This is a genomic window from Streptomyces sp. NRRL F-6492, assembly GCF_001280125.1.
Lineage (GTDB): Bacteria > Actinomycetota > Actinomycetes > Streptomycetales > Streptomycetaceae > Streptomyces.
The window spans coordinates 24,119-47,103 of record NZ_LGEG01000091.1 but is presented as its reverse complement, the minus strand read 5'-3'; the positions used below and the strand labels follow the sequence as shown (position 1 = coordinate 47,103).

Genomic DNA, 22,985 nt, shown 5'->3' with positions numbered 1-22,985 from the left:
CCCCCTCGCACTTCCCTGCACACCCGGGACGGCAAATCCGTCCGGCGTAGGGTACGTAGAGCGCGGTTTTCTTTTCAATGCTTCATGTCACACGTTGAGCACAGACAGCGAGACAGCGGGAGGCGCCTTGGCGCAGCAAGCGCGTGCAATCCGGACCCGGCGGACGATTCTGGAGTCGGCCGCCGCCGTTTTCGCCGAGCGCGGCTACGAGCGGACGACCATCGGGGAGATCCTGGTGCGCGCCGGTGTCACCAAGGGGGCGCTGTATTTCCACTTCGCCTCCAAGGAGGACCTGGCGCTCGGCGTGCTCGACGCCCAGATGCTCGACGAACCGCTGACCCCGCAGGACGTCAAGGTGCAGGAGCTGGTCGACCAGGGCTTCCTGCTCGCCCACCGGCTGCAGCGCGACCCCCTGGTGCGGGCGAGCGTCGCGCTGGCGCTGGACAGCGGCGCCACGGGAATCGACCGGGCCGCTCCTTTCCGGGCCTGGATCGACCAGGTGTCGGAGGCCCTGATGGTGGCGAAGGCGCAGGGGGAGATCCTCGTCCACGTGGACGTGACGGACACGGCCGAGCTCTTCTCCGGCGCTTTCGCCGGAATCCAGACGATGTCCCAGATCCTGTGCGACCGGAATGACCTCACCCATCGCGTTCTGGTCCTGCTCCAGCACGTCATGCCGACGATATGCACCCCGGCCGTGTTGATCCGCCTGGAAATGACCGAGAGCCGCGCACGGCGGCTGGCCGCCGAATACGACGCGAGCCGGCTCCGCCACAGCGAGGAGAACTTCGCGGAAAGCGCCCACTCGTAGCGGCGGAAAGCACCCGCCCGCGGAGCCGGCCGCACGGCCCCGGAGCGCCCCGACGCGTGACGCGTCGGGGCGCTCTGGCGTTTATGGTACTGAGTGTGCTTTGCTGAGGGTACTCAGTGCCACAAGCGTCTAGGGGAGCTCCACATCATGGGCAAGGACTTCGACCTGTACCGTCCTTCGGAGGAGCACGACATGCTCCGGGAGTCGGTGCGTGCGCTGGCGGAGGCGAAGATCGCGCCGTTCGCGGCCGCGGTGGACGAGGAGGGGCGCTTCCCGCAGGAGGCCCTGGACGCGCTGGTCGCCAACGACCTGCACGCGGTGCACGTGCCGGAGACGTACGGCGGCGCGGGCGCGGACGCGCTGGCGACCGTGATCGTGATCGAGGAGGTCGCCCGGGTCTGCGGTTCGTCCTCGCTGATCCCTGCGGTCAACAAGCTGGGCTCGCTGCCGGTGATCCTGTCCGGCTCGGAGGAGCTGAAGGCGAAGTTCCTGGGCCCGCTGGCCAAGGGCGACGCGATGTTCTCCTACGCCCTCTCGGAGCCGGACGCCGGCTCGGACGCGGCCGGGATGAAGACCCGCGCGGTCCGCGACGGCGACTTCTGGGTCCTCAACGGCGTGAAGCGGTGGATCACGAACGCCGGGGTGTCGCAGTACTACACGGTGATGGCCGTCACCGACCCCGAGAAGCGCTCCAAGGGCATCAGCGCGTTCGTGGTGGACAAGGACGACGAGGGCGTCTCCTTCGGCGCGCCGGAGAAGAAGCTGGGCATCAAGGGCTCGCCGACCCGCGAGGTCTACCTCGACAACGTGCGCATCCCCGCCGACCGGATGATCGGCGCGGAGGGCACCGGGTTCGCCACCGCGATGAAGACCCTGGACCACACCCGCGTCACCATCGCCGCCCAGGCGATCGGCATCGCCCAGGGCGCCCTGGACTACGCCAAGGGCTACGTCAAGGAGCGCAAGCAGTTCGGCAAGCCGATCGCCGACTTCCAGGGCGTGCAGTTCATGCTCGCCGACATGGCCATGAAGCTGGAGGCGGCCCGCCAGCTCACCTACGCCGCCGCCGCCAAGAGCGAGCGCGTCGACGGCGACCTGACCTTCTTCGGCGCGGCGGCCAAGTGCTTCGCCTCCGACGTCGCCATGGAGGTCACCGTCGACGCCGTGCAGCTCCTGGGCGGTTACGGCTACACCCGTGACTACCCCGTCGAGCGCATGATGCGCGACGCCAAGATCACCCAGATCTACGAGGGCACCAACCAGGTCCAGCGCATCGTCATGGCCCGCAACCTCCCGTAAGCACCAGACCGTTGACCCGTTGAAAGGAGACAGGCCGTGACCCTGAAGATCGCTGTCTGTGTGAAGTACGTCCCCGACGCGACCGGCGACCGCGGTTTCGCCGACGACCTGACGACCGACCGCGAGGCCGTCGACGGTCTGCTCTCGGAGCTGGACGAGTACGCCGTCGAGCAGGCCCTGCAGATCGCGGAGGAGGCCGACGACGCGGAGGTCACCGTCGTCACCGTGGGCCCGGACGACGCCAAGGACGCGCTGCGCAAGGCGCTGTCGATGGGCGCCGACAAGGCCGTCCACGTCAACGACGACGACATCCACGGCTCGGACGTCTTCGCCACCTCCGCGATCCTCGCCAAGGCCCTGGAGAAGACCGGCTTCGACCTGGTCGTCTGCGGCATGGCCTCGACGGACGGCGCCATGGGCGTGCTGCCCGCGCTGCTCGCCGAGCGGCTGAGCCTGCCGCAGGTCACCCTGCTCTCCGAGGTCTCCGTCGAGGACGGCACCGTGAAGGGCCGCCGGGACGGCGACGCCGCCACCGAGCTCCTGGAGGCCCCGCTGCCGGCCGTCGTGTCGGTCACCGACCAGTCGGGCGAGGCCCGTTACCCCTCCTTCAAGGGGATCATGGCCGCCAAGAAGAAGCCGGTCGAGGAGCTGGACCTGGACGACCTGGGCGTCGACGCCGACGAGGTCGGCCTCGCCGGGTCCTGGACCCTGGTCGACTCCGCGACCCCGCGCCCGGCCCGTACGCAGGGCACGATCGTCACGGACGAGGGCGACGGCGGCAAGCAGCTCGCCGCCTTCCTCGCCGCCCAGAAGTTCATCTGATCCGCCCCCGGCCAGACACCCACACAGGAGCAACGAATCATGGCTGAGATCCTGGTTCTCGTGGACCACGCCGACGGTGCGGTCCGCAAGCCGGCCCTCGAACTGCTCACCCTCGCCCGCCGCGTCGGCGAGCCCTCGGCCGTCGTCCTCGGCGCCGGCGAGGCCGCCGCGTCGATCGCCGCCACCGCCGGCGAGTACGGCGCGGCCACGGTGTACGTCGCGGACGGCGCCGAGTTCACCGAGCGGCTCGTCGTGCCGAAGGTCGACGCGCTCGCCCAGATCGCCCGGGAGAAGGGGGCGGCCGCCGTCCTGGTGACCTCCTCCGGCGAGGGCAAGGAGATCGCGGCCCGCGTCGCGCTCCGCCTCGGCTCCGGTCTGATCACCGACGCCGTGGAGCTGGAGGCCGGCGAGAACGGCCCGGTCGCCACCCAGTCCGTCTTCGCCGCCTCGTACCAGGTGAAGTCGACGGTCTCGCACGGCGTGCCGGTCATCACCGTCAAGCCGAACTCCACCGCTCCGGAGGCCGCCCCGGCCGCCGGCACGGTCGAGGACGTCTCCGTCGCCTTCACGGGCAACGCGGCGAAGGTCGTCTCGCGCACCCCGCGCGTCTCCACCGGCCGCCCCGAGCTGACCGAGTCCGCGATCGTGGTCTCCGGCGGCCGCGGCGTCGGCGCGGCCGAGGGCTTCGGGGTCGTCGAGAAGCTGGCCGACTCGCTCGGCGCGGCCGTCGGCGCCTCCCGCGCGGCCGTGGACGCCGGCTGGTACCCGCACGCCAACCAGGTCGGCCAGACCGGCAAGCAGGTCTCGCCGCAGCTGTACGTCGCGGCGGGCATCTCCGGCGCGATCCAGCACCGGGCCGGCATGCAGACGTCGAAGACGATCGTCGCGGTCAACAAGGACCCGGAGGCCCCGATCTTCGACCTCGTGGACTACGGCGTGGTCGGCGACCTCTTCGCGGTGCTGCCGCAGCTGACGGACGAGATCGGCCCCCGCTGACCTTCCGGCAGCGGAAAGGGGCGGGTGGGTGGCACTCTGTGCCACCCACCCGCCCCTTTCGCACGAGGGAGGACCGGGGACCCGCTCACATCCAGCCGTCGAGCGGGACCTCTTCGCAGAGCCGGACGACCGGCCGGCGGCCGGAGACTCCGACGCCCGAGGAGAGCTTGACCCGGACCCCGGGGCGCACCGCGTGCGGCGGTCCGTCGACCCGGCAGCGGACCACGAAGCCCTCCGTCATGTGCACCGGCCAGAGGTCGGCGTCGGCCGCGGCGACCCCGCGCCGTACGGAGATCACGCCCTCGCCCCCGCTGAGTTCGGGCGCGAGGTCGGTCGACCCGCAGGTCGGACAGAGCAGTCGCTGGAACGTGGTGGTGTGGCACCAGCGGCAGCGCTGGAAGTAGAGCTCGGAGTCGGGGGCCGACTCGTCGGCCTGGACGGCGGTCCCGCTCCTCAGTCCCGTGTGGAACACGATGCCTTCTCCTCGCACTCGGCGGCTCGACCGTGCATGGAGCAAAGATATGGCACTGAGTGCCATCAAATAAAGACCTGAGTTCCCTCAATTGGAGATACCGAGATCCCCGGGGGTTTCCCGGACGCCGCCCGGGCGCCCCTCAGCCCTCGCCGAGGCTCGACTCCACCTCGCGCACCACGCGCCACATCGGGGTGGAGCGCTTGGTGATGACCACCACGACGTCCTCCGTCTCCTCGGCCGGGACGTCGACGGCCGGGGCCGGGCTCCAGGTGGAGCGCACGAACTCCAGGGCCTCGTCCACCGCCGCCAGCGGGTCGCCCTCGCCGCCCGAGCGCAGCCAGTGGCGCAGGGCGTGGTTGTGGGCGGCGACCACGGCCGCCGCGACCACGTTGGCGCGCAGGGTGCCGTCCCTGCGGTCGGCCCAGCGGGTGCGCAGGTAGTCGCCGAGGGTCTTCTCGTACCGCCAGACCACCGACAGCTCGTACGTGCGGAGTCCGGCCACCTCGCGGGTGAGCCGGTAGCGCTGCACGGAGAAGGTGGGGTTCTCGGCGTACATCCGCATGACGAGCCGGGCGGCGCCGCAGACCCGGGCGATCGGGTCGTCGGAGTCCGCGCTCGCCGCGAGGAAGCGGGTCATGTCGTCGAGGCACTGTTCGTGGTCGGGGAAGACCACGTCCTCCTTCGACGGGAAGTACCGGAAGAAGGACCGCCGGCCGACGCCCGCGAGCGTCACGATGTCGTCGACGGTGGTCTGCTCGTAGCCCCGCTCCAGGAAGAGCTGGAAGGCCGCGGCGATGAGGGAGTCCCGCATCACGGGCTTCGTTGAGTTCGTCGACGCTGTTCCCATGCGTCGAAAGTAGCATTGGGAACGCACTCGTGCGGCACTCGGTGCCGGAAAGATCCGGCACCGAGTGCTTTTCCGAGGGTACGGAGGCTCAGCGCGCGGTCATCCGGAGCGCGCCGTCCATGCGGATCGTCTCGCCGTTGAGGTAGTCGTGCTCGGCGATCATCGTGACGAGCCGGGCGTACTCCTCCGGGCTGGCGAGGCGCTGCGGGAAGGTGACGCTCGCGGCGAGACCGGCCCGGACGTCCTCGGTGAACCCGGCCATCATCGGGGTGTCGACGATGCCGGGGGCGACGGTGACGACCCGGATGCCGAACTGGGCGAGGTCGCGGGCGGCGGTGACGGTCATGCCGGCGACGCCCGCCTTGGAGGCGGCGTAGGCGATCTGGCCCACCTGGCCCTCGAAGGCGGCGATCGAGGCGGTGTTGACGACGAGGCCGCGCTGCCCGTGCTCGTCGGGCTCGTGCCGGGCGATGGCCTCGGCGGCGAGCCGCATCACGTTGAACGTGCCGAGCAGGTTGACGTTCAGGACGGCCCGGAACAGGTCGAGGTCGTGCGGCCCCCTGCGGCCCAGGATCCGGGCGGAGGGGGCGATGCCGGCGCAGTTCACGGCGAGCCGCAGCTCGGCGCCGTCGGCGTCGATCTCCGCGAGGGCCGCGCGGACCTGCTCCTCGTCGGTGACGTCGGCGGCGAGCAGCCGGACGCCCTCGGGCAGGGCCCCGGCGGCGGCCACGGCCTTGTCCAGGTCCAGGCCGTAGACGGTGGCGCCCCGGGCGGCGAGCGCGGCGGCGGTGGCGGCACCGAGGCCGGAGGCGGCGCCGGTGACGAGAGCGGCGGAGCCTGCGATGTCCATGGAACTCCTCGTTCGTGTCGTGCGGGGGCGACCCTGCCGCCGGGATGGCCGCCGGATCGGGCGCGTGCCCGCGGAGGACCGCGCGGTCCGCGCGATCTGCGCCGCCCACCATAGAACCGCGTGACGCGACCCCGGAAGCGGAGGCGAGGGGTGCGGCATCCGCCGTCGGGGGCGCGGGATGCGGCATCCGCCGTCGGGGGCGCGGGGTGCGGCATCCGCCGTCGGAGGCGCGGGTCGCCGTTCGTCCCTCGGTGGTCAGTTCGGGGGCTCGCCGGCCGCCGGGGGCGCGGCGTACGGGCGGAGGACCATGAGGGAGTCCTCCACGGAGGCCACCATGGCGAAGGGGAAGCGGTCGAGTTCGAGGCAGAGCGCGACGTCGTCGGGGTGGGCCCCTTCGCGCACGCCCTCCCTCAACTCGGCGGCGGCGCGCGACTCCTCGGCGCGGCGGAGGAACCCGGCCGCGGCCGTCCCGGCCCCGGCGGCCCTCCCCGCGACGTACTGCGCGCACGCCAGGTCCTCCTCGGCGCGTCCGTCCTCGCCGGTGACCACGAACGTGACGTCGTCGCACCCGCGCGCCCGCAGGACCCGGGCCGTCGCCTCCGCCACCACGAAGCCGGCGCACAGCACCAGCGACGCGTCCTTGACCGCGAGGGCGCCGACCGTCCCCGCCGTGGTCTTCTGCACGACGGTCCGGCCGCCGAGGTCGGCGGACCGCAGCAGGCCCGGCGAGTTGACGGCGTCGAACCCGGGCGCCGGCGGGCCGTCCTTGAGCGCCACCCAGTCCGGGTGCCGGGCCTTCAGCGCCAGGGCCTCGTCCAGCGACCCGGCGAGGACGATCCGCTCCGCTCCCCGGCCGAAGGCCCAGGCGGCCACGGTGAAGGCACGCATGACGTCGACCACGACGGCCGTGGAGGGGACTTCGGCGAGCTCGGCGATGCCGAGGAAACGAGCATCCATACCGTGATGATCACGTACGGCGGGTCCTCCGCACCCGGGTAGTGGCGCGCCTCACACCGGCGGTCGCGCGAGGCCCCGGGGGCCACCGATGCGGCCGGCGACCGTCGTGGTCGGCGCGCGCCGGCCACGGCCGGGGGACGGCCTGGACCTCCCACCCGGAGGACGAACACCCCTCGCTCTCCGACGCGTTGACCCTGCCGTTGCCCCACGGGCTGCCGTCGGCCGGCACGGTGCCGGAGTCGGCGCGCCCGATGTCCGCGTCCCCGCCGCCCTCCGTCGCGGTGCCGCCGCCCGGGCGCGGCCGCTCCGGCACTCCTCTCCCCGGCGGGCACGCCGAAGGCGGCGGACGGGGACGGGAAGACCCCGCGCGTCGCACCGGGCCCCGCGGCGCCCGGCGGCCGTACTGTCGGACCCGTCACCGGGCAGGCCGGCCGAGGAGGACTTCCGATGCGCAGCGTGACCTATTCGATGAACGTCTCGCTCGACGGCTACATCGTCGGGCCGGACGGGGGCTTCGACTGGTCGGAGCCCCCCGAGGAGGTCTTCCGCTTCTGGATCGACGAGATGCGGGGGGTCGGCGTCCATCTGCTGGGACGGCGGCTGTACGAGACGATGCTGTACTGGGAGACCGCCGACCGGGACCCGTCGCTCGACGACGCGTCGCGCGAGTGGATCTCGCTCTGGAACCCGCTCCCGAAGGTGGTGTTCTCCACCACCCTGTCGGAGGTGCGGGGCAACGCCCGGCTGGCCTCCGGCGGCGTGGCGGAGGAGATCGAGCGGTTGCGGGCCGAGCCGGGGGAGGGCGAGATCGCGATCGGCGGCGCGACCCTCGCCGCCGAGGCGGCCGCGGCGGATCTGATCGACGAGTACCGGACCGTCGTCTATCCGGTGCTGGTCGGCGGCGGCATTCCCTTCTTCCCCCGGCACGAGCGCCGGGTGGACCTCGAACTCGTCGAGACCCGCCCGCTCGGCTCGAAGGTCGTCCACCTCCGCCACCGCGTGGTGCGTTAGCCGGGTCGCGGTCGGCGGGGCGGAGGCGGGGCGCACCCGGCGGCCGGCACCCCGACGCTCCTGGCCGACCCGGCCGCACTCGCCCTGGTCGCCGGCACGGCGGCATGGCCCTGGCGGGCCCGCCGCGTCTGAGCGGGGCGCCGCGGGCGACCGCCCGGACCGCCGCCCGCCCCGCTACTTCTCCGCGAGCGCCAGCCCCCGGCTGATCACCAGCCGCTGGATCTGGTTCGTGCCCTCGAAGATCTGCATGATCAACGCTCTCCGGAGGGAAGTCGTGATCTTGGTCGGTTTTTCCATGACCCGCGCCCCCTCCCTCACCAGCACCCTTGATGTGCGCTACCCCACCTTGGGTCATAGCTGGAGCCGCATCTTCCGTCTCGATGCAGACCATGAAGCCTGGTTCTGCGATGCACCGCCCGATATCTCTTCACTCGAGAATATGATCGACGCTTAAACTTCTCCGTAGCTCAGAGGGGTCTGCCAGAACCCATCGCTCACGTCACGCATATGCCGCCTGGCCAGGCCAAAAGCAGGAGTACCCGCTCATCGCTCAGCGGCGAGCGGTCACCAGGAGCGTCCCGATGTGCCCGGTCTGTGGAGCGTCGAGGATCTGGGCGTCGACATCACGGAACCCGGCCCGCTCGAGCATGCCGACCCACCGCCGCGGCGTGTAGCTGTACCGGTAGGTGAACATCGCCTTCCCGGCGAAGCCGCCCTTGTACATCCCCTGCGGCCCGTACGCCCCCGGGATCGCTGGCGGCTGGGAGAAGGCAAGGACGCCGCCCGGCCGGAGCCGCTCGGCGACGAGCGGGAACAGCTTCACAGGGTCGGTGAACCACACGGCCCCGAAGACGGAGTACATGGCGTCATAGACGTTCTGGTCGGCGGCCAGATGCTCGAGCACCTCCGCGTGAACGACATCGACGCCGAGCGGCCCCCACCGGTCGGTCACCTTCTTCACCATGACCGGGGACAGGTCGACGCCCCGCGCCTTCACCCCGCGCCCAGCGAGGAAGGCGAGCGCCCGGCCGGTCCCACAGCCGAGCTCGAGGACCGACTCCGGGTCGCCGAGGAGCTCGGGCCCCGGCCCGTGCCCGGCGTACTGCGTCCAGCAGAACGTGGGCTCCATGTCGTCCTTGAACGCGCTGCCGGCATACGCGTCCCACAACTCGGTCTCTGCTGCGATGTCGTGGCGTGCGGGCACGTCATCCCCTTTCACGGGAGGTGGTACGGGCAGGGCCCTCGCCCTCCGGACGGGTGGAGGACGAGGGCCCAGACTAGGGGCCGATGGGGGTCGGCCCGGGTCGGTCAGTGGCTGTCCGGCACCTTCGAGTCACAGGGCGAGCACTCAGCCCCGTCGATGGCCCACAGCTCGTCATCGACGGCCCAGCCGTCCGCCCGCAGGAAGTCCGCGGTACGGATGCACAGGCCGTCGGCGCGGCGCTGGATGAACGGCGCGTGATGCCGGTACGCGCCGCCGTTGAAGGCCTCGCACATCGCGAAGTAGACCGGGGTGTCGAGGATGAGCTGGTGGACGCCGATGTCGACGAGCTTCCCGACGCCCAGGTGCACGTCCTTGTGCTGCATCGTCGCCACCGTGTACGCGACGGCCTGGCCGAGGATGCGCTCGGCCATGTCGCGGACCATCGTGTTGTCGCGGAGGAGCAGCGCGATCTCCCGCTCCCAGATCGGCCCGCCGTCGGCCACGTTCTCCGGCAGGTACCTCACGAACGGGGCCACGCGGTTGAGGAGCTCCTCCGGGTCACGGATGAGCGCGAGGGATGGAGCCTGAACGACAGTGGTCACGATCTGTTCCTCTCGTCGTTGGTGCGGTGGCGAACCCGCCCCGGCAGGCGGAACCCAGCGAGCCGGGGCGGGGGTCTCAGGCCGAGGAGCGGCGCCCGGCGTACTCGGCGAGGAGCTCCTCGAGGCGGCGCATGCACGGTTCACAGGCGTGGAACGGGCCGTGCCCGTGGTCCTCGCTGGTGACCGGCCCGAGCCACATGACCGGCACGCCGGTCGCGTCGCGGCGCCAGCACCGGCCGATCACGAACACTCGGCGCGTCCTCTCTTCTGTGCGGACCCACCCCGGCCGGGCAGGTGCCACGGGGGAGCACTCCGCAAGCCGTCAGGTGCAGCGGCTCCCGGCCGGGATGGGAGTCTCATCGGGCGACACCACATCCGAGGACGAGCACCAGGTCGCCGAGGACGGCGCAGTACGACCAGACGGCCGCGCGCTCCCGGGTCACGTCCTCACCTCCGGCGCGAAGTCGGCCCACACGCGCTTCCCCCACGGGAGCGGGTCGACGCCCCACTGGGTCGCGACCGCGTCGACGAGGGCGAGGCCACGGCCGCGCTCGGCGTCGTCGGCCGGCATGCGTTGAACCGGTGGCTTGCGGTCGCGGTCGACGACGGAGACTCGTACCCAGCCGGTCCGGTGCAGCGCGACGACGACATGGATCGTCGTACCGCGGGCGTGCTGGGCGCAGTTCGTGACCAGCTCGGTGACAACCAGGGCCGCACCCTCGACGAGCTCGTCCAGGCACCAGCGGTCGAGCGCGCCGCGGACCAAGTGCCGGGCGACGGCGGTCGACTCCGGCTCACGGGGCAGCATCCGCGAGTACGACGACCCACCCCGACTGCTGGGGAAGAGGAGCGGCGGGCGGCTCGGCGCGGCTCTACTCATCGCCTTCGCCTTCCGCCCGGTCGAGGGCGTCGCGGCCGATGCCGACCAGCTTCACGACCGCCCCCGGCACGCACAGCGTCCCGGGCCCGTCCATCGGGACGGCCCAGTACGCCGAACACCGCGGGTCGGGCGCCGTCAGATCGGTGGCCGGCACGCCGAGGAAGGCGTCCGTCCCCAGGCACTCGGTTCCCACGATCCGCCAGTACCGGAAGGTGCTCGCCGGGCTCAGGGCGTAGAACTGGCGGCTCCCCGCGTCGTGGATGACCGGCCCGCCCTCGAGGACGACGTCGAGGAAGTGCGCGACCTCCTCCCGGTCTTCGCTGTCGGCAGCGGCGTGGACCAGGTCGGCCGGCATGCGGACGGCGGAGAACAAGGTGCCGCAGCGCAGGAGAGCGACACCGTACGTCGCCCATTCGTGTCGAGCTGCCTTGGCGTCCTTCGCCGCAACGAGGAGCCACGCCGCGGCGGCGAGCTCCCGCTCCCTCCGCAGGTGCACGACCTGTGCGGACTCCTCGGCGATACGGGTCGGTCGGACAGTTCGCTCAACTACTCCACTACTCGGAGGCAGTTGGGTACGCTCGGGCACGGCGACTCCTAGCCAGTCGTCTCCGCCCCGGATGTGCACACCACGGCCTCCGGGGCTTTCGTGTCCCAGAGTGGAATCCCCGTGAAGCGGGCGCGTCCCCACCGTGGGTGTCCCCATGATGGGGATGCCCCCCGGGACGCAGGAGGGGCAGGCTTGGACGGGCAGGAAGAGACCGCATGAGCTACCAGCCGCCGACGACGCTCCCCCGGGAGCTCCTCGAGGACGAGGACATGCAGCGCGCCCTGGGCGCACACGACTTCGGAACCGTGTTCCGCATGGCGCGCGAGCGTGCCCGCATCAGCTACTCGAAGCTGGCGGCCGAGCTGGACATCAAGCCGGAGAGGATCAGCTCGCTCGCACGGGGCACCGGCCGGATCACCAGCTTCGACAAGATCCGGCTCATCGCGCAGGCGTTACGCGTACCGGGGCACATGGTCGGTCTCGCTCCCCAACCGTGGGAGGCGGAGGACGCTCCTGCCGGAACGTCCCGCTGGAGCGGACCCTCGATGCACCGCCGCACCGTTCTGCAGGTCGCCACGACGGCCAGTCTGGCCGCCGCCCTGCCGGCACTCCACCACGCACCCCAACCCGACCGGATCACCGCCTCGTACGTCGACCGGCTCCGCGAGCGCACCGCCCGCCTCCGCCGCCTCGACGACGTCCTCGGTGGCGGCGACACCTGCCGCGTCTACCTCGGCGAGGTCCAGCGCACCAAGACCCTCCTCGCCCGCGGCTCCTTCACCGGCACCGACGTCCGCACCCGCCTGACCGGCCTCCTCGCCGAGCAGGCCCAACAGGCCGGATGGGCCTTCTTCGACGGCGGGCACTCGAAGGAGGCGGCAGCCCTGTACGAGGAAAGCCGCCTCTACGCCCGCGAAGCCGGGGACGCCGACCTGTACGGCAACAGCCTCGCGTTCCTCGCCTACAAGACGCTCCCGGACGACCGGCGCACGGCGGTGGCCTTCGCCCGCGACTCCTGCGAGACCATCACCACCCGCACGCCGGCAACCGTCCGTGCCCTGCTGTACGAGCGCCTCGCTTGGGCCTGCGCCGTCGACGGACGGGCCAGAGGCGCGGAAGCCGCCCTCGCTGCTGCCCACGAGTCCCTCAACGACGCGCAGGACGGCGAGCCGCAACCCGACTGGTCCGTCTGGGTCGACCGCACAGAGCTCGGCATCATGACCGGCCGGTGCTGGACCGAACTCCGCCACCCGCTGCGCGCCGTCCCTGCGCTCGTCGACTCCCTCGGCCGGTACTCCGACGAGCACGCCCGCGACAAGGCCCTGTATCTGTCGTGGCTCGCGGAGGCCTTCCTCACCGCGGGCGAGGTCGAGCAGGCCGCCGCGACGACCGGCCGCGCGCTCGAGCTCGCGACCGGCGTCGCATCGATCCGGCCCATGCAGCGGATCACCCCGCTCGTCGGCGAGCTCCGCGTCCACGCGGAACTGCCCGCCGTCCGCGAGCTCCTGGAACTCGCCGCCGGTTAGGCCCCAGCCCCGGTGACGGAGTCGCGGACCCACTCCGCGCACCGGGGCGCGGCGAACTTCACCGGCACCGCGCACAGCTCCGGGTTGTCCCAGGGGTGCCGCTCGAGCAGGTCGGCCTCGAGCGCCGGATACTGCGCCTCGGTCGTCTTGAAGAGCACCTGCCACTCCTCGCCGGTCCCGTACTCCCCCAGGTGCCAGTACACAGAGGTGACGGGCCCGATGATCTGCGCCCCGGCGGCGAGCCGCTTCTCGACCGCCGGGCCCGCGAGCGTGACCGCTTCCTCCCAGGTCGCCGTGGCAGTCGATACCTGCACGATGTTGTCGGTCATGATCGGAACCCTAACCAGCGGTCCCGGACGCCAACAGGCCCCCATCGGTCACCCGTCGGGAGATGTCAGCCCCCGCCCCTCCCCTGGTAGCCGTGAGCCAGTACATCGACGGTTCGGCGAAACTGATTGAGCCGAAGTACCAGTCGGCCTGGGAGCTGATCACCCCCTTGTTCCTCGCGGGCCTGCTGCACCAGCTCGTCGACTCCCATGAGAACGAGCTGGTCCTCACGGCCCCCAAGGGGGGTCAACTCCTCATCGGCGGCGAGTTCTATCCCGACATGTTCCACCCGGTCGTCGACGGTCGGGCGCCGAAGCCCAGCAGCCGCGGGCACTCAGCCCGCCCCGGGATTCGCCCCGTGCGGGGTCTTACGGGCATGACTCCGCACGGCCTGCGCCATGCCGTCAAGGTCTGGCTGGACGAGGAGGGGCGCCACCCGCGCGTCGCCATCGAGGAGCGGCCGGGCCACGAGGTCCCGGGAGTGGAGGGCACCTACTCTCACGCGATCCTCGGCATGGAGCCGGCAATCGCGGACACCCTGGAGCGACTGTGGCAGGAGTCCCTCCGCCCGGTCCTCGACGTCGGGAGTACGGGCCGGTCCCCTCAGAAGAAGTTGTTGAGAACTTGATCTCCCAAAATTCTCGCAACCGCCGTGAAAGGCGGCCCCCGAAGCGCGCAACGAGCACTTCGGGGGACTGAGCAAAGCCCGCCAATGTAGGCGTTGACCTGCTATTGCTCCGCGAGCGCCAGCCCCCGGCTGATCACCAGCCGCTGGATCTGGTTCGTGCCCTCGAAGATCTGCATGATCTTGGCCTCGCGCATGTAGCGCTCCACCGGGAAGTCCCGGGTGTAGCCGTAGCCGCCGAGGACCTGGACCGCGTCCGTGGTGACCTTCATGGCCGTGTCGGTGGCGATGAGCTTGGCCGCGCTGGCCTGGCGGCTGAAGGGGCGGCCGAGGTCGCGGCGGCGGGCCGCGTCCAGGTAGGTGGCGCGGGCCGCGTCGACGGCGGCGGCCATGTCGGCGAGGAGGAAGCCGAGGCCCTGGTGGTCGACGATCCGGCGGCCGAAGGTGGTGCGCTCGTTGGCGTAGGCGACGGCGGTGTCCAGGGCGGCCTGGGCGAGGCCCGTGGCGCAGGCGGCGATGCCGAGGCGGCCGTTGTCGAGGGCGCTGAAGGCGATCTGGAGGCCCTGGCCCTCCTCGCCGACGAGGCGGTCCTCCTCCAGGAGGGCTCCGTCCCAGTAGGCGGCGGTGGTGGGGACGGCCTGGAGGCCCATCTTGCGCTCGGGCGCGCCGAAGGAGAGGCCCTCGGTGGCGCCGGGGGCCAGGAAGCAGGAGACGCCGCGGTTGCCGGGGGCCGTACGGGCGAAGAGGGCGTAGAAGCCGGCCCGGCCGCCGTGGGTGATCCAGGCCTTGGTGCCGGTGATCCGGTACCCGCTGCCGTCCGCCTGCCGCTCCGCCTTGCAGCTGAGGGCGGCCGCGTCGGAGCCGGCCTGCGGCTCAGAGAGGCTGTAGCCGCCGATGGTCCGGCCCTCCAGCATCGCGGGCAGCAGGCGCTCCTTCTGCTCCGGCGTGCCGAAGGCGTGCAGGGGGTGGCAGGCCAGGGTGTGGACGCTGGTGGCGACGGCCACGGCCGCCCAGCGCGCGGCCAGTTCCTCCAGGACCTGGAGGTAGACCTCGTACGGCTGGCCCCCGCCGCCGTACTCCTCGGGGTACGCGAGGCCCAGGAGCCCCGCCTCGCCGAGGGTCTCGAAGAGCCCTTCGGGATAGGTCTCGGCGGCCTCGTGCTCGTCCACCCGAGGAGAGAGCTCCTTGTCGGCGATCTCCCGGGTGAGGGCGATGAGGTCCGCCGCCTCGGGGGTGGGAAGCAGGCGGTCGACATCCATGGCGACTCCAGCAGCGCGCAAAGTGGTACTGGAGAGGGTACTCCAGTACCGGTCAGGGTAGCGCAGGAGAGGGCGGCCGCAACCCCTGGAACCGCACGGTCCCGGCCGCCCCCGCGGGTGCCGGAGCCGCGGGCGCGGGATGGGGGCACCGCCCTCCGGGGGCACCGCCCTCCGGGGACGCGGCCTGGAATACTGGCCGGGTGATCGAGACCTCCGCCGCCGACACCCCGCAGCTGACGGGCCGCGGGGCGGCACGCCGTTCCGCCCTCTTCGAGGAGCTCGTCGCCCTCCTCGTCGGCGAGGGCTTCGCCCGTCTGACGCTCGACGACCTGGCCGCCCGGCTGCACTGCTCGAAGCGGACCCTGTACGGCCTGGCCGGCAGCAAGGAGCAGCTGGTCCGGGCGGCGGTCGTGCACTTCTTCCGGCGCGCCACGGCCCGGGTCGAGGCCGTCCTCGCCGCCGCCACCGGACCCGCCGAGCGGCTCGCCGCCTACCTGCGGGCGGTATCGGCCGAACTGGCTCCGGTCTCGCCGCAGTTCTTCGACGACGTGGCCGCCTTCGAACCGGCGGCCGAGGTCTACGAGCGCAACACGCGCGCCGCCGCCGGGCGGGTCCAGCAGCTCATCGAGGAGGGCGTGCGGGCCGGGGTCTTCCGCGAGGTGCACGTGACCTTCGCGGCCGACGTCATCTCCTCGGTCATGGTCCGCATCCAGCGGCGCCAGGTCGCCGCCGCGACCGGCCTGGCCGACGCGGAGGCGTACGACCAGCTCGCCGAACTGCTCCTCAGCGGCCTCCGGAAGGCCTGACCCCCGACCGCGAAGACCCGTCCACGAAGGCCCGCCCACGCCCCCGACGCGAATGGCCGGTTCCGGTCTTCCCGGACCCGGGCGAGGGGCAGCGCCTCGACGTGAAGTGGCTGCTCGACCACGGCTACCTCGTGCGCGTCCCCGCATGACCGGCCACCGGCGCACGCTCGAACGGGCGCTCCGGGAAGCCGGGGTGCCCGCCGGCTACTACTGGATCGAGGACGTCCACGAACCCTCCCCCGTCCCGACCGACTTCGCCTATCTGCGGGCGGCGCCGGGCGGGGGCGGCTGGGAGACCGGGGTGTACGAGCGGGGCGCGTACGAGCCGGTCGCCACGTACCCGGACGAGGCCGACGCCTGCGCCCACCTCCGGACCCTCCTGGGGGCCTAGGGAACATCCGACGGCACGTCCCGCGTTCGGGAAGTGAAGGCACCAGGGCTCCGACTCCCTTATTTCATGTCATGACTTAAACCTAAAGATAAAGTCGCCCCGGGGGCCCCGCAGCGGTATGTTGCGGTCAGGACTACTTCACCCAGGGGGCCCAGTGACCATGCGGAACGGACGCACCGTCCGTGACCTGCGGCGCGAGAACCGCACCGCCGTCCTCCAGCGCCTGTACTTCGACGGGCCGATGAGCCGCTTCTCACTGGGCCCCGCGACCGGACTGAGCTCCGGCTCGATCAGCAACGTGGTCGCGGAACTGGTCGCGGAGGGCCTGGTCGAGGAGGCCGGCAGCGTCGACTCGGCCGGCGGGCGCCCCCGTACGCTGCTCCGGATCTCCTCCGGCAGCGGCTTCATGATCGGCGTCGACGTCGGCGAGACCCGGATCAGGGTCGAGCTCTTCGACCTCGCCCTCACCGAACTCGCGCGCACCGAGCGCCCGTTGGCCGTGGACCGCACGCATCCGCACAACCGCTACGAGGTCGGGGTCGTCGTCGGCCACCTCCGGGACGGCATCGCTGAGGTGCTGCGGACCGCGGACGTGCCGGCCGACCAGCTCCTCGGCGTCGGCGTCGGCGTCCCCGGCATCGTGGCCCGCACCCCGGAGGACGGCGCGGTCGTGCACGGCCAGACCGTCGACTGGGACGCCGTCCCGCTGGAGCGCCTGCTCCGCGAGAGCGTGGACCTCCCGGCCTCGGTGCCGTACTGGATCGACAACGGCGCCAAGACCCTCGGCCAGGCCGAAATGTGGTTCGGCGCCGGACGCGGCGCCCGCAGCGCCGTCGTCGTGCTCTTCGGCTCCGGCGTCGGCGCCTGCGTCGTCACCGACCCGGCGGGGCCGGGGCGGGCGGTCGAGTGGGGCCATCTGACGGTCCGGGTGCGGGGGCGCCGCTGCCGCTGCGGCGCCCTGGGCTGCCTGGAGGCGTACGCGGGCGCGGAGGCGCTGCTGGAGCGCTGGCGCGAGGCGGGCGGGCGTCCTCCGGAGGACGTGGACGAGGAGACGGCCCTGACGGCGATGCTCGCCGCCGCCTATCCGGCCGACACCACGACCCCGCCCGACGCCACCGCCCTCGCCGTCCTGGAGGAGACCGCCGAGTTCCTCGGCGCCGGATTCGCCGACCTCATCAACCTCTTCCAGCCCGAACGCATCCTCGTCGGCGGCTGGGCCGGCCTCCAGCTCGGCACCCGCTTCCTGGAGACCGTGACCGGTTACGCCCGGGAGTACGCCCTGAAGTACCCGGCGGCCCGGGTCCGCATCGGCCTGGGAACGCTGGGCCCGGACGCGGTCACGGTCGGCGCGGCGATCCTGCCCCTCGCGGACTTCTTCGCGCGGGGCGGCCGGCGGGCCGAGACCGAGACCGAGACCGCCGGGGAGCAGCCGGCGTGGGCGACGACCGTACGGGAGCGGACGGCCCACTGATCCCTCCCCCGCCACCCCCTTGTGTCATTCATTTGACACAAGCCGTGAGGTCCTCCATCTTGTGCCTACCGCTTGACACAAGAGCTCTGACGGGGGTCACCATGCTCGATTCCGCCCTGCCCGCCCCGCACCGGCCGGCCCGCGCCGAACTGCTCGTCCGGTGGGGCGGTGCGGCGATCGGCGCGGCGGCGGCCTGGACGGTCGCCCGGGGCGCCGGGCTCGGGCTCGGCGTCCTCCACGCCCTGCCGGTCTTCGCCGTCTGCGCCACGGCGGGCGTCCTGGCCGCCGACGCGCTGACGCCGGGGCCCGGGGGCGCGGTGCGACGCGCGAGCCTCGTCCCGCGCCGCGTCCGCGACGTCCTGCCGGCACGCTTCACCGTCCTGCTCGCCGTCGAGGCCGCCGTCCTCGTCGCCCTGCTCGCCGTCGCCGCGCTCACCGCCTCCCCGGACGACATGGGCAGGGCGGGCCGCACGCTCGGCGTCGCCTGCGGAAGCCTCACCCAGACCCGGGGGCCCTGGCCCGGCCTGTTCTACGGCGCCCCGGTGCTCGCCGCCCTCGCGTGCGGCACCGCCGCCTGCGGCCACGCGCTGCGCCGGATCACCGGGCGCCCGGTCCCCGGGGGCGACTCCGCGGCGGTGGCCGCCGACGCGCGGCGGCGCCGGGAGCGCGCCCGCGCCGTGACGGCCGCGTGGGGGCTCCTGGTTTCGGCGCCGCTGGCCGGCACCGCCCTCTTCGCCTCCGGCGCGCTGCGCTCGCTGTCCTGCGTGGGGCCCGTGGTCCACACCGCCGGTCTGCTCCTGCTGCCGGTCGCCGCGGTCGCGGCCGGCACGGCGCTGTGGTCGCTGTTCACCGTCCTCGCCCCGCCGGCCGCCTTCCGGAGCCGGTCGTGAACGGCCCGGCCGTACGCGTGGACACGACCGGCCCGGTCCCGCCGTACGAGCAGATCCGCTGCCAGCTCGCGGCGCTCATCGGCGGCGGCGTCCTGCCGGAGGGCGAACGGCTCCCGACCGTCCGCCGGCTCGCCGCCGACCTGGGGCTCGCCCCCGGCACCGTCAACCGCGCCTACAAGGAGCTGGAGGCGGCGGGCCTCGTCCGCACCCGCCGCGGCGCGGGCACCAGGGTCGCCGCCCGCCCCGGCGCCGCCCCCGTCGACACCGCCGCCCTCACCCGGCTCGCCCGCGCGTACGTCGCCGGGGCCCGCGCGACGGGCGCCGACGGGACGGCCGTCCTGGCCGCCGTACGGGCGGCCCTGGACGCGCCCCCCGCCTGAGACTTCGTCAGGGAGCGTCCCGGCGGGCCGGGAACCCGTGGGCGCGGGCCGCGACGACCAGGGCCGTCACGGGGACCAGGAGGATCAGCACGCTCCAGGGCAGGGCTCCGGTGCCGAACGCGTCGAGGAGGAGGCCGCCGACCACCCCGCCGCCCGCCATGGCGACGTTCCAGAGGGTGACCAGCATCGCCTGCGCCGCGTCGGCCTGTTCGCCGCCCGCGTCGCCCGCCGCCGTCTGCAGCAGGGTCGGCGCACCGCCCCAGCCCAGGCCCCAGAGCACCACCGCGCCGTAGACGAGCGCGGGCGACTGCGCGAACAGCGCCAGGAGGCCGCCGGCCACCGCGACGAGCAGCGTGCCGGTGATCATCAGGGCGCGCAGCCGGCGGTTGATCAGGGTGCCGACGGCCCAGATGCTCAGCAGCGAGGCACCGCCGAAGACCAGGAGGACGACGTCGGCCCGGCCGCCCATCCCGAGCCGGTCGAGGAAGGCGGCGATGTAGGTGTAGAGGAGGGTGTGGGCGAGGACGAAGACGAGGGTGACGGCGAGGACGGGGGTGACGCCCGGCACCTTGAGCGCCCCGAGCATCGACGGCGCGGAACCCTTCTCCGGGCGGTGGCCGGGATAGTCCGGGACGGCGGCCAGGATCCAGGCGAGGAGGACGAGGGTCAGGCCGGTCATGACGAGGAAGGCCGTCCGCCAGTCGACGGCCTTGCCGATGAACGTCCCGGCGGGCACGCCGAGGGAGAGCGCGACGGGGATGCCCGCCATGGCCACCGCGATGGCCTTGCCCTGGAGGTGTACGGGAGCCATCCGCCTCGCGTAGCCGGCGAGCAGCGCCCACGCGAGGCCGGCCGCGACCCCGGCGGCGAACCGGGCCCCCATCGTCAGCGGATAGGAGGTGGAGAGCGCCGTCACCGTGTTGGCGAGGGCGAACCCGGCCATGGCGGTCAGCAGGAGCCGGCGGCGGCGCCAGGCGGCGGTCGCGGCGGAGAGCGGGATGGCGGTGAGCACGGTGCCGAGGGCGTAGACCGTCACCGTCTGCCCGGTGGCGGACTCGCTGACGCCCAGGTCGCCGCCCATCGCGGGCAGCAGCCCGGCGGGCAGCGTCTCGGTGAGGCTCGTGATGAACACGGCGGTCGCCAGGGCGAGCAGCGCGGGCAGGGGCAACTTGTCCGGCCGTGAAGGGATTTCGGCCCGTCGCGGGGCGGGGGCGGGGCCGTGGGAGGGCCCTCTGGTCAGGTCTGTGCTCGGCATGACAGCATGCTCGAACCCTTCCATTGATGTGAGGGTCAAGCGGGATCCGGAAAAGCGTCGTGGGAACGGGTGGGGGCGAGGTCCGTGCGGATCGGGGAGCTGTCGGAACGCACCGGTGTCTCCCGCCGGATGCTGCGGTACTACGAAGAGCAGGAGCTGATCGCCTCCCGGCGGTGCGCCAACGGCTACCGGGAGTACCCCGAGTCCTGCGTGGACCGCGTCCAGCAGGTGCGCGGGCTGCTCGACACGGGCCTCCCGACGCAGACGATCCGCAGGATCCTGCCCTGCCTCGGGCCGCCGGGACGGATCGACATCCCGAACCCGACGCCGGAGACGATCGCGCTCCTGGAGCTGGAGTGCGCGCGCATGTCGCGGCGGATCGACCAACTGGCCCGCAACCGGGACGCCATGACCGCGTACCTCGCGGAGGTCCGGAAGGCGGTCCCGGCCGAACCGGCCGCCTGACGCGTCGTCCGCCCGTTCCCCGGTCAGTGCGGCGGGGGCGCCGGGTCCAGGACGCCGGGGGACGGGGCGAGGGCGCACACGAGGGAGGCCAGGCCGAAGAGGAGCAGTCCGCACCGGAAGACCCGGCGGCGTCCGAAGCGGTCGGCGAGGGCGCCGGGGAGGAGGACGGGGCCAGGAACCTTGCGGAGACCGCAAGAACGTCGTCCGGGTGCTGTGCGGGGGCCGCAGAATGACCGCATGGACACCGGACTCGCGGAACTCGTCGCCGGCATCGGCCACCGGTGCCCCCCGGGTCCGTCTGACGCCGAGGAGCCGGGGGCGCGGGAGCGTCCTCGTCCCGCTGACGCGGTGCCCGGGCCGGGTCCAGGTCTTCAAGCAGGTCCTCGCGCACCGCGCGCCGCGGCTGGTGTCCCACGCCGGTCACGAGTGGCCGTACGTGCTGGCCGGGGAGCGCGAGGTCGTCCTGCGGCCGGGCGAGACGGCCGGGTTCGACACCGCCGAACCGCACTGGTTCGGGCCCGCCGGCCGCGAGGCGGTGGAGATCCTGCACCTGTTCGGTCCCCACGGGGGCCGGGCCGTGGTCCGTACGGGCCCGGCGGCGGCCGGATGAGGAACGGACCGGTCAGGCGGGCGTGAAGAGGTCCCCGGGCGCGTCGTCGAGGACGAACCCGTTGTCGAGGCGGACGCGGACGGTCGTGCGGAGCTTCCGCTCCAGGTAGGCGGCCCAGGCGGGTTCCAGGGCGGCGACCTGCTCTTCGAGCTGCCGCCCGCTGGCCGGGGGCAGCTGGTGGCCGAAGTCGTCCAGGAGGGACTTGAGCCGTTCGTACTCGCGCACCTCCCGGCTCCGGGGGCGGTCCTCGTCCACCCGCTCGACCGTTCCCCCGGTGCCGGCCGCCAGGGCCAGGAACCCCGCTCCGGCGCCCGTCTCCGCCCCGGGTCCGGCGGCCGGGACGACCTCTCCGGCCAGCCTGAGGTCCACCGCGAGGCGTACTCGCCCGCCCGCTTTCAGCATCTTCGGTCCTTCGTCCTCGGGATGGTCGGGCCGTCCGCACGCGCACGCGTGGCCCACGGCGATTATCGCGGGCCGGGCACGAGGACCCGTTTCGGGGGCCGGTTCGCGGTTATGCGGCATTCCATCAAGGCAACGGTTTTCCAGGTTCTCGGAGAGGAGCCGACATGTCGGGCAACGAGAAGATCAAGGCCAAGGGCGAGCAGGTCAAGGGCGCGGTCAAGGAGAACACGGGCCGTGCGCTCGGCGACGAGCGGATGGCCGGCGAGGGCCGCGCCGAGCGCGCCAAGGGCGACGCCCGCGAGGCCAAGGAGAAGACGAAGGACGCCTTCAAGCACTGACCTCCGGGTCGGCAGATGCCGCGGCCCCCGGCCCCTTCCGGGTCGGGGCCGCGGCATGTGCGGACCCGGACGCGCCGTACAGGAGGGGTCGTGCGCGCGGGATCGTGCGCGAGGGGTCGTGCGCGCGAGGTCGTGCACGAGGAGTTCGTACGCGGGAGTTCGTACGCGGGAGTTCGTACGCGAGGGAGGGAGGGGCCCTGATGGGATCCATCGGGCAGGACAGGGGGCCGGTGCGGCGCGGCCCCGTGGCGGTCGGGCGCGATCTGGTGCTCGCGATCGGGCTCGCGGGGACGTGCGTCGGGGGTCTGGCCCTCTTCTTCAAGACGGCCGGGGCGGCCGGGGACAGCGGCTCGGGGGTGTCGGCCGCCCTCCTGGTGGCGTTCGCCGCCCTCGGGGCACTCGCCGTGGCCTTCGCGCTGGTCAGGAGGAGCGCGGCGCCCGTGCGCAGGCGCGCGGCACCCGTCGGGGGGCCCGGAGTCCTCCGTGCCCCCGCCGCCGCCCCGGTCATGGACGTGCCCGACGTCGGGGCGGAGGCGCTGGACCACACGGCGGTCGACCCCGACGGCTTCGAGCACACGGTCGCCGCGCTCTGCGCGCGGGACGGCTGCACCCCCGTGGAGGTGGTCGGCGGCGCGGGCGACCTGGGCGCCGACGTGATCGCGACGACCATGGACGGGCGCCGGGTGGTGATCCAGTGCAAGCAGTACGCGGAGGACCACCGGGTGGGCTCCCAGGACCTCCAGCGGTTCGGCGGCACCTGCTTCACCGTGCACGAGGCGGACGTGGCCGTGCTCGTGACCACCAGCTCCCTCACCGCGCCGGCCGCCGAGTACGCCGACACCTGCGGGATCGTCTGCGTCGACGGCGAGGCCCTGGCGGCCTGGACGGAGCAGCTCGCGCCTCCCCCGTGGGAGGCGCTTCCGGTGGATCCGGCCTGAC

At 72.9% G+C, this 22,985-nt stretch carries 31 protein-coding genes; 16 read left to right on the top strand and 15 right to left on the bottom strand.

What is annotated here, in order from left to right; all coding sequences use genetic code 11:
* Positions 1-127 precede the first annotated feature (127 nt).
* The 4 genes from ADL08_RS09690 (at position 128) to ADL08_RS09675 (ending at position 3,928) form a co-directional block, all read left to right on the top strand.
* On the top strand, positions 128-811 hold the full coding sequence (locus ADL08_RS09690; RefSeq protein ID WP_053641665.1) for a ScbR family autoregulator-binding transcription factor: 684 nt from the start codon (positions 128-130) through the stop codon (positions 809-811).
* Between the two features lie 147 nt (positions 812-958).
* The gene (locus tag ADL08_RS09685) at positions 959-2,110 is read left to right on the top strand and encodes an acyl-CoA dehydrogenase family protein (RefSeq protein ID WP_107092055.1); all 1,152 of its coding nucleotides are present in this window, start codon (positions 959-961) and stop codon (positions 2,108-2,110) included.
* Positions 2,111-2,146: 36 nt separating this feature from the next.
* A complete protein-coding gene (locus tag ADL08_RS09680; RefSeq protein ID WP_053641664.1) occupies positions 2,147-2,932 on the top strand; it encodes an electron transfer flavoprotein subunit beta/FixA family protein in 786 nt (261 codons plus the stop codon).
* 39 nt (positions 2,933-2,971) lie between these two features.
* On the top strand, positions 2,972-3,928 hold the full coding sequence (locus ADL08_RS09675; RefSeq protein ID WP_053641663.1) for an electron transfer flavoprotein subunit alpha/FixB family protein: 957 nt from the start codon (positions 2,972-2,974) through the stop codon (positions 3,926-3,928).
* Positions 3,929-4,013: 85 nt separating this feature from the next.
* On the opposite strand, the gene ADL08_RS09670 is transcribed toward ADL08_RS09675, so the two are convergent.
* From ADL08_RS09670 to ADL08_RS09655, 4 genes are all read right to left on the bottom strand, one after another.
* On the bottom strand, positions 4,014-4,400 hold the full coding sequence (locus tag ADL08_RS09670; RefSeq protein ID WP_053641662.1) for a zinc ribbon domain-containing protein: 387 nt from the start codon (positions 4,398-4,400) through the stop codon (positions 4,014-4,016).
* A 142-nt stretch (positions 4,401-4,542) separates the two neighbouring features.
* Positions 4,543-5,250, bottom strand: a complete 708-nt coding sequence (locus ADL08_RS09665) for a TetR/AcrR family transcriptional regulator (RefSeq protein WP_053641661.1) — start codon at positions 5,248-5,250, stop codon at positions 4,543-4,545.
* An 88-nt stretch (positions 5,251-5,338) separates the two neighbouring features.
* Positions 5,339-6,100 (bottom strand): SDR family NAD(P)-dependent oxidoreductase, encoded by a 762-nt coding sequence (locus ADL08_RS09660; protein ID WP_053641660.1) that lies wholly within the window; start codon positions 6,098-6,100, stop codon positions 5,339-5,341.
* Positions 6,101-6,355: 255 nt separating this feature from the next.
* Positions 6,356-7,057 carry a 2-phosphosulfolactate phosphatase gene (locus ADL08_RS09655; protein WP_053641659.1) on the bottom strand — a complete coding sequence of 234 codons (702 nt, stop codon included), beginning with the start codon at positions 7,055-7,057 and terminating at the stop codon, positions 6,356-6,358.
* 447 nt (positions 7,058-7,504) lie between these two features.
* Here ADL08_RS09655 and ADL08_RS09650 point away from each other — a divergent pair, with 447 nt between their 5' ends.
* Positions 7,505-8,068, top strand: coding sequence for a dihydrofolate reductase family protein (locus ADL08_RS09650; RefSeq protein WP_053641658.1), 564 nt, complete (start codon positions 7,505-7,507; stop codon positions 8,066-8,068).
* A gap of 174 nt (positions 8,069-8,242) precedes the next feature.
* Here ADL08_RS09650 and ADL08_RS36530 read toward each other — a convergent pair whose 3' ends face one another.
* The 6 genes from ADL08_RS36530 to ADL08_RS09625 form a co-directional block, all read right to left on the bottom strand.
* Complete coding sequence (locus tag ADL08_RS36530; RefSeq protein WP_420709622.1) at positions 8,243-8,386, bottom strand: acyl-CoA dehydrogenase family protein; 144 nt, start codon at positions 8,384-8,386, stop codon at positions 8,243-8,245.
* 232 nt (positions 8,387-8,618) lie between these two features.
* Positions 8,619-9,272, bottom strand: a complete 654-nt coding sequence (locus ADL08_RS09645; protein ID WP_053641699.1) for a class I SAM-dependent methyltransferase — start codon at positions 9,270-9,272, stop codon at positions 8,619-8,621.
* Positions 9,273-9,376: 104 nt separating this feature from the next.
* The gene (locus tag ADL08_RS09640; protein ID WP_053641657.1) at positions 9,377-9,874 is read right to left on the bottom strand and encodes a hypothetical protein; all 498 of its coding nucleotides are present in this window, start codon (positions 9,872-9,874) and stop codon (positions 9,377-9,379) included.
* A gap of 76 nt (positions 9,875-9,950) precedes the next feature.
* Complete coding sequence (locus ADL08_RS37590; RefSeq protein WP_199836979.1) at positions 9,951-10,124, bottom strand: hypothetical protein; 174 nt, start codon at positions 10,122-10,124, stop codon at positions 9,951-9,953.
* A 189-nt stretch (positions 10,125-10,313) separates the two neighbouring features.
* Complete coding sequence (locus tag ADL08_RS09630) at positions 10,314-10,754, bottom strand: ATP-binding protein (protein WP_078968279.1); 441 nt, start codon at positions 10,752-10,754, stop codon at positions 10,314-10,316.
* A complete protein-coding gene (locus ADL08_RS09625) occupies positions 10,747-11,250 on the bottom strand; it encodes a hypothetical protein (protein ID WP_234352073.1) in 504 nt (167 codons plus the stop codon). Before ADL08_RS09625 ends, ADL08_RS09630 begins: the two co-directional genes overlap by 8 nt.
* A gap of 266 nt (positions 11,251-11,516) precedes the next feature.
* On the opposite strand from ADL08_RS09625, the gene ADL08_RS09620 reads away from it, so the two are divergent.
* Positions 11,517-12,827, top strand: a complete 1,311-nt coding sequence (locus ADL08_RS09620) for a helix-turn-helix domain-containing protein (RefSeq protein WP_053641654.1) — start codon at positions 11,517-11,519, stop codon at positions 12,825-12,827.
* Here the strand turns inward: ADL08_RS09620 and cutA are convergent.
* Positions 12,824-13,156 carry a divalent-cation tolerance protein CutA gene (cutA, locus tag ADL08_RS09615; RefSeq protein ID WP_053641653.1) on the bottom strand — a complete coding sequence of 111 codons (333 nt, stop codon included), beginning with the start codon at positions 13,154-13,156 and terminating at the stop codon, positions 12,824-12,826. The genes ADL08_RS09620 and cutA overlap by 4 nt on opposite strands.
* Positions 13,157-13,248: 92 nt before the next feature.
* Between cutA and ADL08_RS09610 the strand changes: the two genes are divergently transcribed.
* A complete protein-coding gene (locus ADL08_RS09610) occupies positions 13,249-13,782 on the top strand; it encodes a hypothetical protein (protein WP_053641652.1) in 534 nt (177 codons plus the stop codon).
* A gap of 101 nt (positions 13,783-13,883) precedes the next feature.
* On the opposite strand, the gene ADL08_RS09605 is transcribed toward ADL08_RS09610, so the two are convergent.
* Positions 13,884-15,038, bottom strand: a complete 1,155-nt coding sequence (locus ADL08_RS09605) for an acyl-CoA dehydrogenase family protein (protein ID WP_053641651.1) — start codon at positions 15,036-15,038, stop codon at positions 13,884-13,886.
* A gap of 200 nt (positions 15,039-15,238) precedes the next feature.
* On the opposite strand from ADL08_RS09605, the gene ADL08_RS09600 reads away from it, so the two are divergent.
* The 5 genes from ADL08_RS09600 to ADL08_RS09580 all read left to right on the top strand — a co-directional run bounded on the left by ADL08_RS09600 (position 15,239) and on the right by ADL08_RS09580 (position 18,976).
* Positions 15,239-15,844, top strand: coding sequence for a TetR/AcrR family transcriptional regulator (locus ADL08_RS09600; protein WP_053641650.1), 606 nt, complete (start codon positions 15,239-15,241; stop codon positions 15,842-15,844).
* A 145-nt stretch (positions 15,845-15,989) separates the two neighbouring features.
* A complete protein-coding gene (locus ADL08_RS09595) occupies positions 15,990-16,235 on the top strand; it encodes a hypothetical protein (protein WP_053641649.1) in 246 nt (81 codons plus the stop codon).
* A 154-nt stretch (positions 16,236-16,389) separates the two neighbouring features.
* Positions 16,390-17,706 carry an ROK family protein gene (locus ADL08_RS09590; protein ID WP_053641648.1) on the top strand — a complete coding sequence of 439 codons (1,317 nt, stop codon included), beginning with the start codon at positions 16,390-16,392 and terminating at the stop codon, positions 17,704-17,706.
* A 101-nt stretch (positions 17,707-17,807) separates the two neighbouring features.
* Positions 17,808-18,596, top strand: a complete 789-nt coding sequence (locus tag ADL08_RS09585) for a hypothetical protein (protein WP_053641647.1) — start codon at positions 17,808-17,810, stop codon at positions 18,594-18,596.
* A complete protein-coding gene (locus ADL08_RS09580) occupies positions 18,593-18,976 on the top strand; it encodes a GntR family transcriptional regulator (protein ID WP_053641646.1) in 384 nt (127 codons plus the stop codon). The genes ADL08_RS09585 and ADL08_RS09580 overlap by 4 nt, the downstream gene beginning before the upstream one ends.
* A 7-nt stretch (positions 18,977-18,983) precedes the next feature.
* Here ADL08_RS09580 and ADL08_RS09575 read toward each other — a convergent pair whose 3' ends face one another.
* Positions 18,984-20,231: an MFS transporter gene (locus tag ADL08_RS09575; RefSeq protein WP_078968278.1), complete on the bottom strand. Its 1,248-nt coding sequence runs from the start codon at positions 20,229-20,231 to the stop codon at positions 18,984-18,986.
* An 84-nt stretch (positions 20,232-20,315) separates the two neighbouring features.
* On the opposite strand from ADL08_RS09575, the gene ADL08_RS09570 reads away from it, so the two are divergent.
* Positions 20,316-20,696, top strand: coding sequence for a MerR family transcriptional regulator (locus tag ADL08_RS09570; RefSeq protein ID WP_053641645.1), 381 nt, complete (start codon positions 20,316-20,318; stop codon positions 20,694-20,696).
* A gap of 23 nt (positions 20,697-20,719) precedes the next feature.
* Here the strand turns inward: ADL08_RS09570 and ADL08_RS35305 are convergent, their stop codons facing one another.
* Complete coding sequence (locus tag ADL08_RS35305) at positions 20,720-20,935, bottom strand: MFS transporter (protein ID WP_078968277.1); 216 nt, start codon at positions 20,933-20,935, stop codon at positions 20,720-20,722.
* Here ADL08_RS35305 and ADL08_RS09565 point away from each other — a divergent pair.
* A complete protein-coding gene (locus ADL08_RS09565) occupies positions 20,926-21,306 on the top strand; it encodes a cupin domain-containing protein (protein WP_234352072.1) in 381 nt (126 codons plus the stop codon). The two genes, ADL08_RS35305 and ADL08_RS09565, sit on opposite strands and share 10 nt — an antisense overlap.
* A gap of 12 nt (positions 21,307-21,318) precedes the next feature.
* Here ADL08_RS09565 and ADL08_RS09560 read toward each other — a convergent pair whose 3' ends face one another.
* On the bottom strand, positions 21,319-21,708 hold the full coding sequence (locus ADL08_RS09560; RefSeq protein WP_053641644.1) for a hypothetical protein: 390 nt from the start codon (positions 21,706-21,708) through the stop codon (positions 21,319-21,321).
* 164 nt (positions 21,709-21,872) lie between these two features.
* Here ADL08_RS09560 and ADL08_RS35300 point away from each other — a divergent pair, with 164 nt between their 5' ends.
* Together ADL08_RS35300 and ADL08_RS09555 are read left to right on the top strand one after the other, a co-directional pair.
* Positions 21,873-22,046: a CsbD family protein gene (locus tag ADL08_RS35300; protein ID WP_078968275.1), complete on the top strand. Its 174-nt coding sequence runs from the start codon at positions 21,873-21,875 to the stop codon at positions 22,044-22,046.
* 200 nt (positions 22,047-22,246) lie between these two features.
* Entirely contained in the window at positions 22,247-22,984 is a 738-nt protein-coding gene (locus ADL08_RS09555) for a restriction endonuclease (protein WP_078968274.1), read from the top strand.
* The last annotated feature ends 1 nt before the right edge of the window (position 22,985 follow it).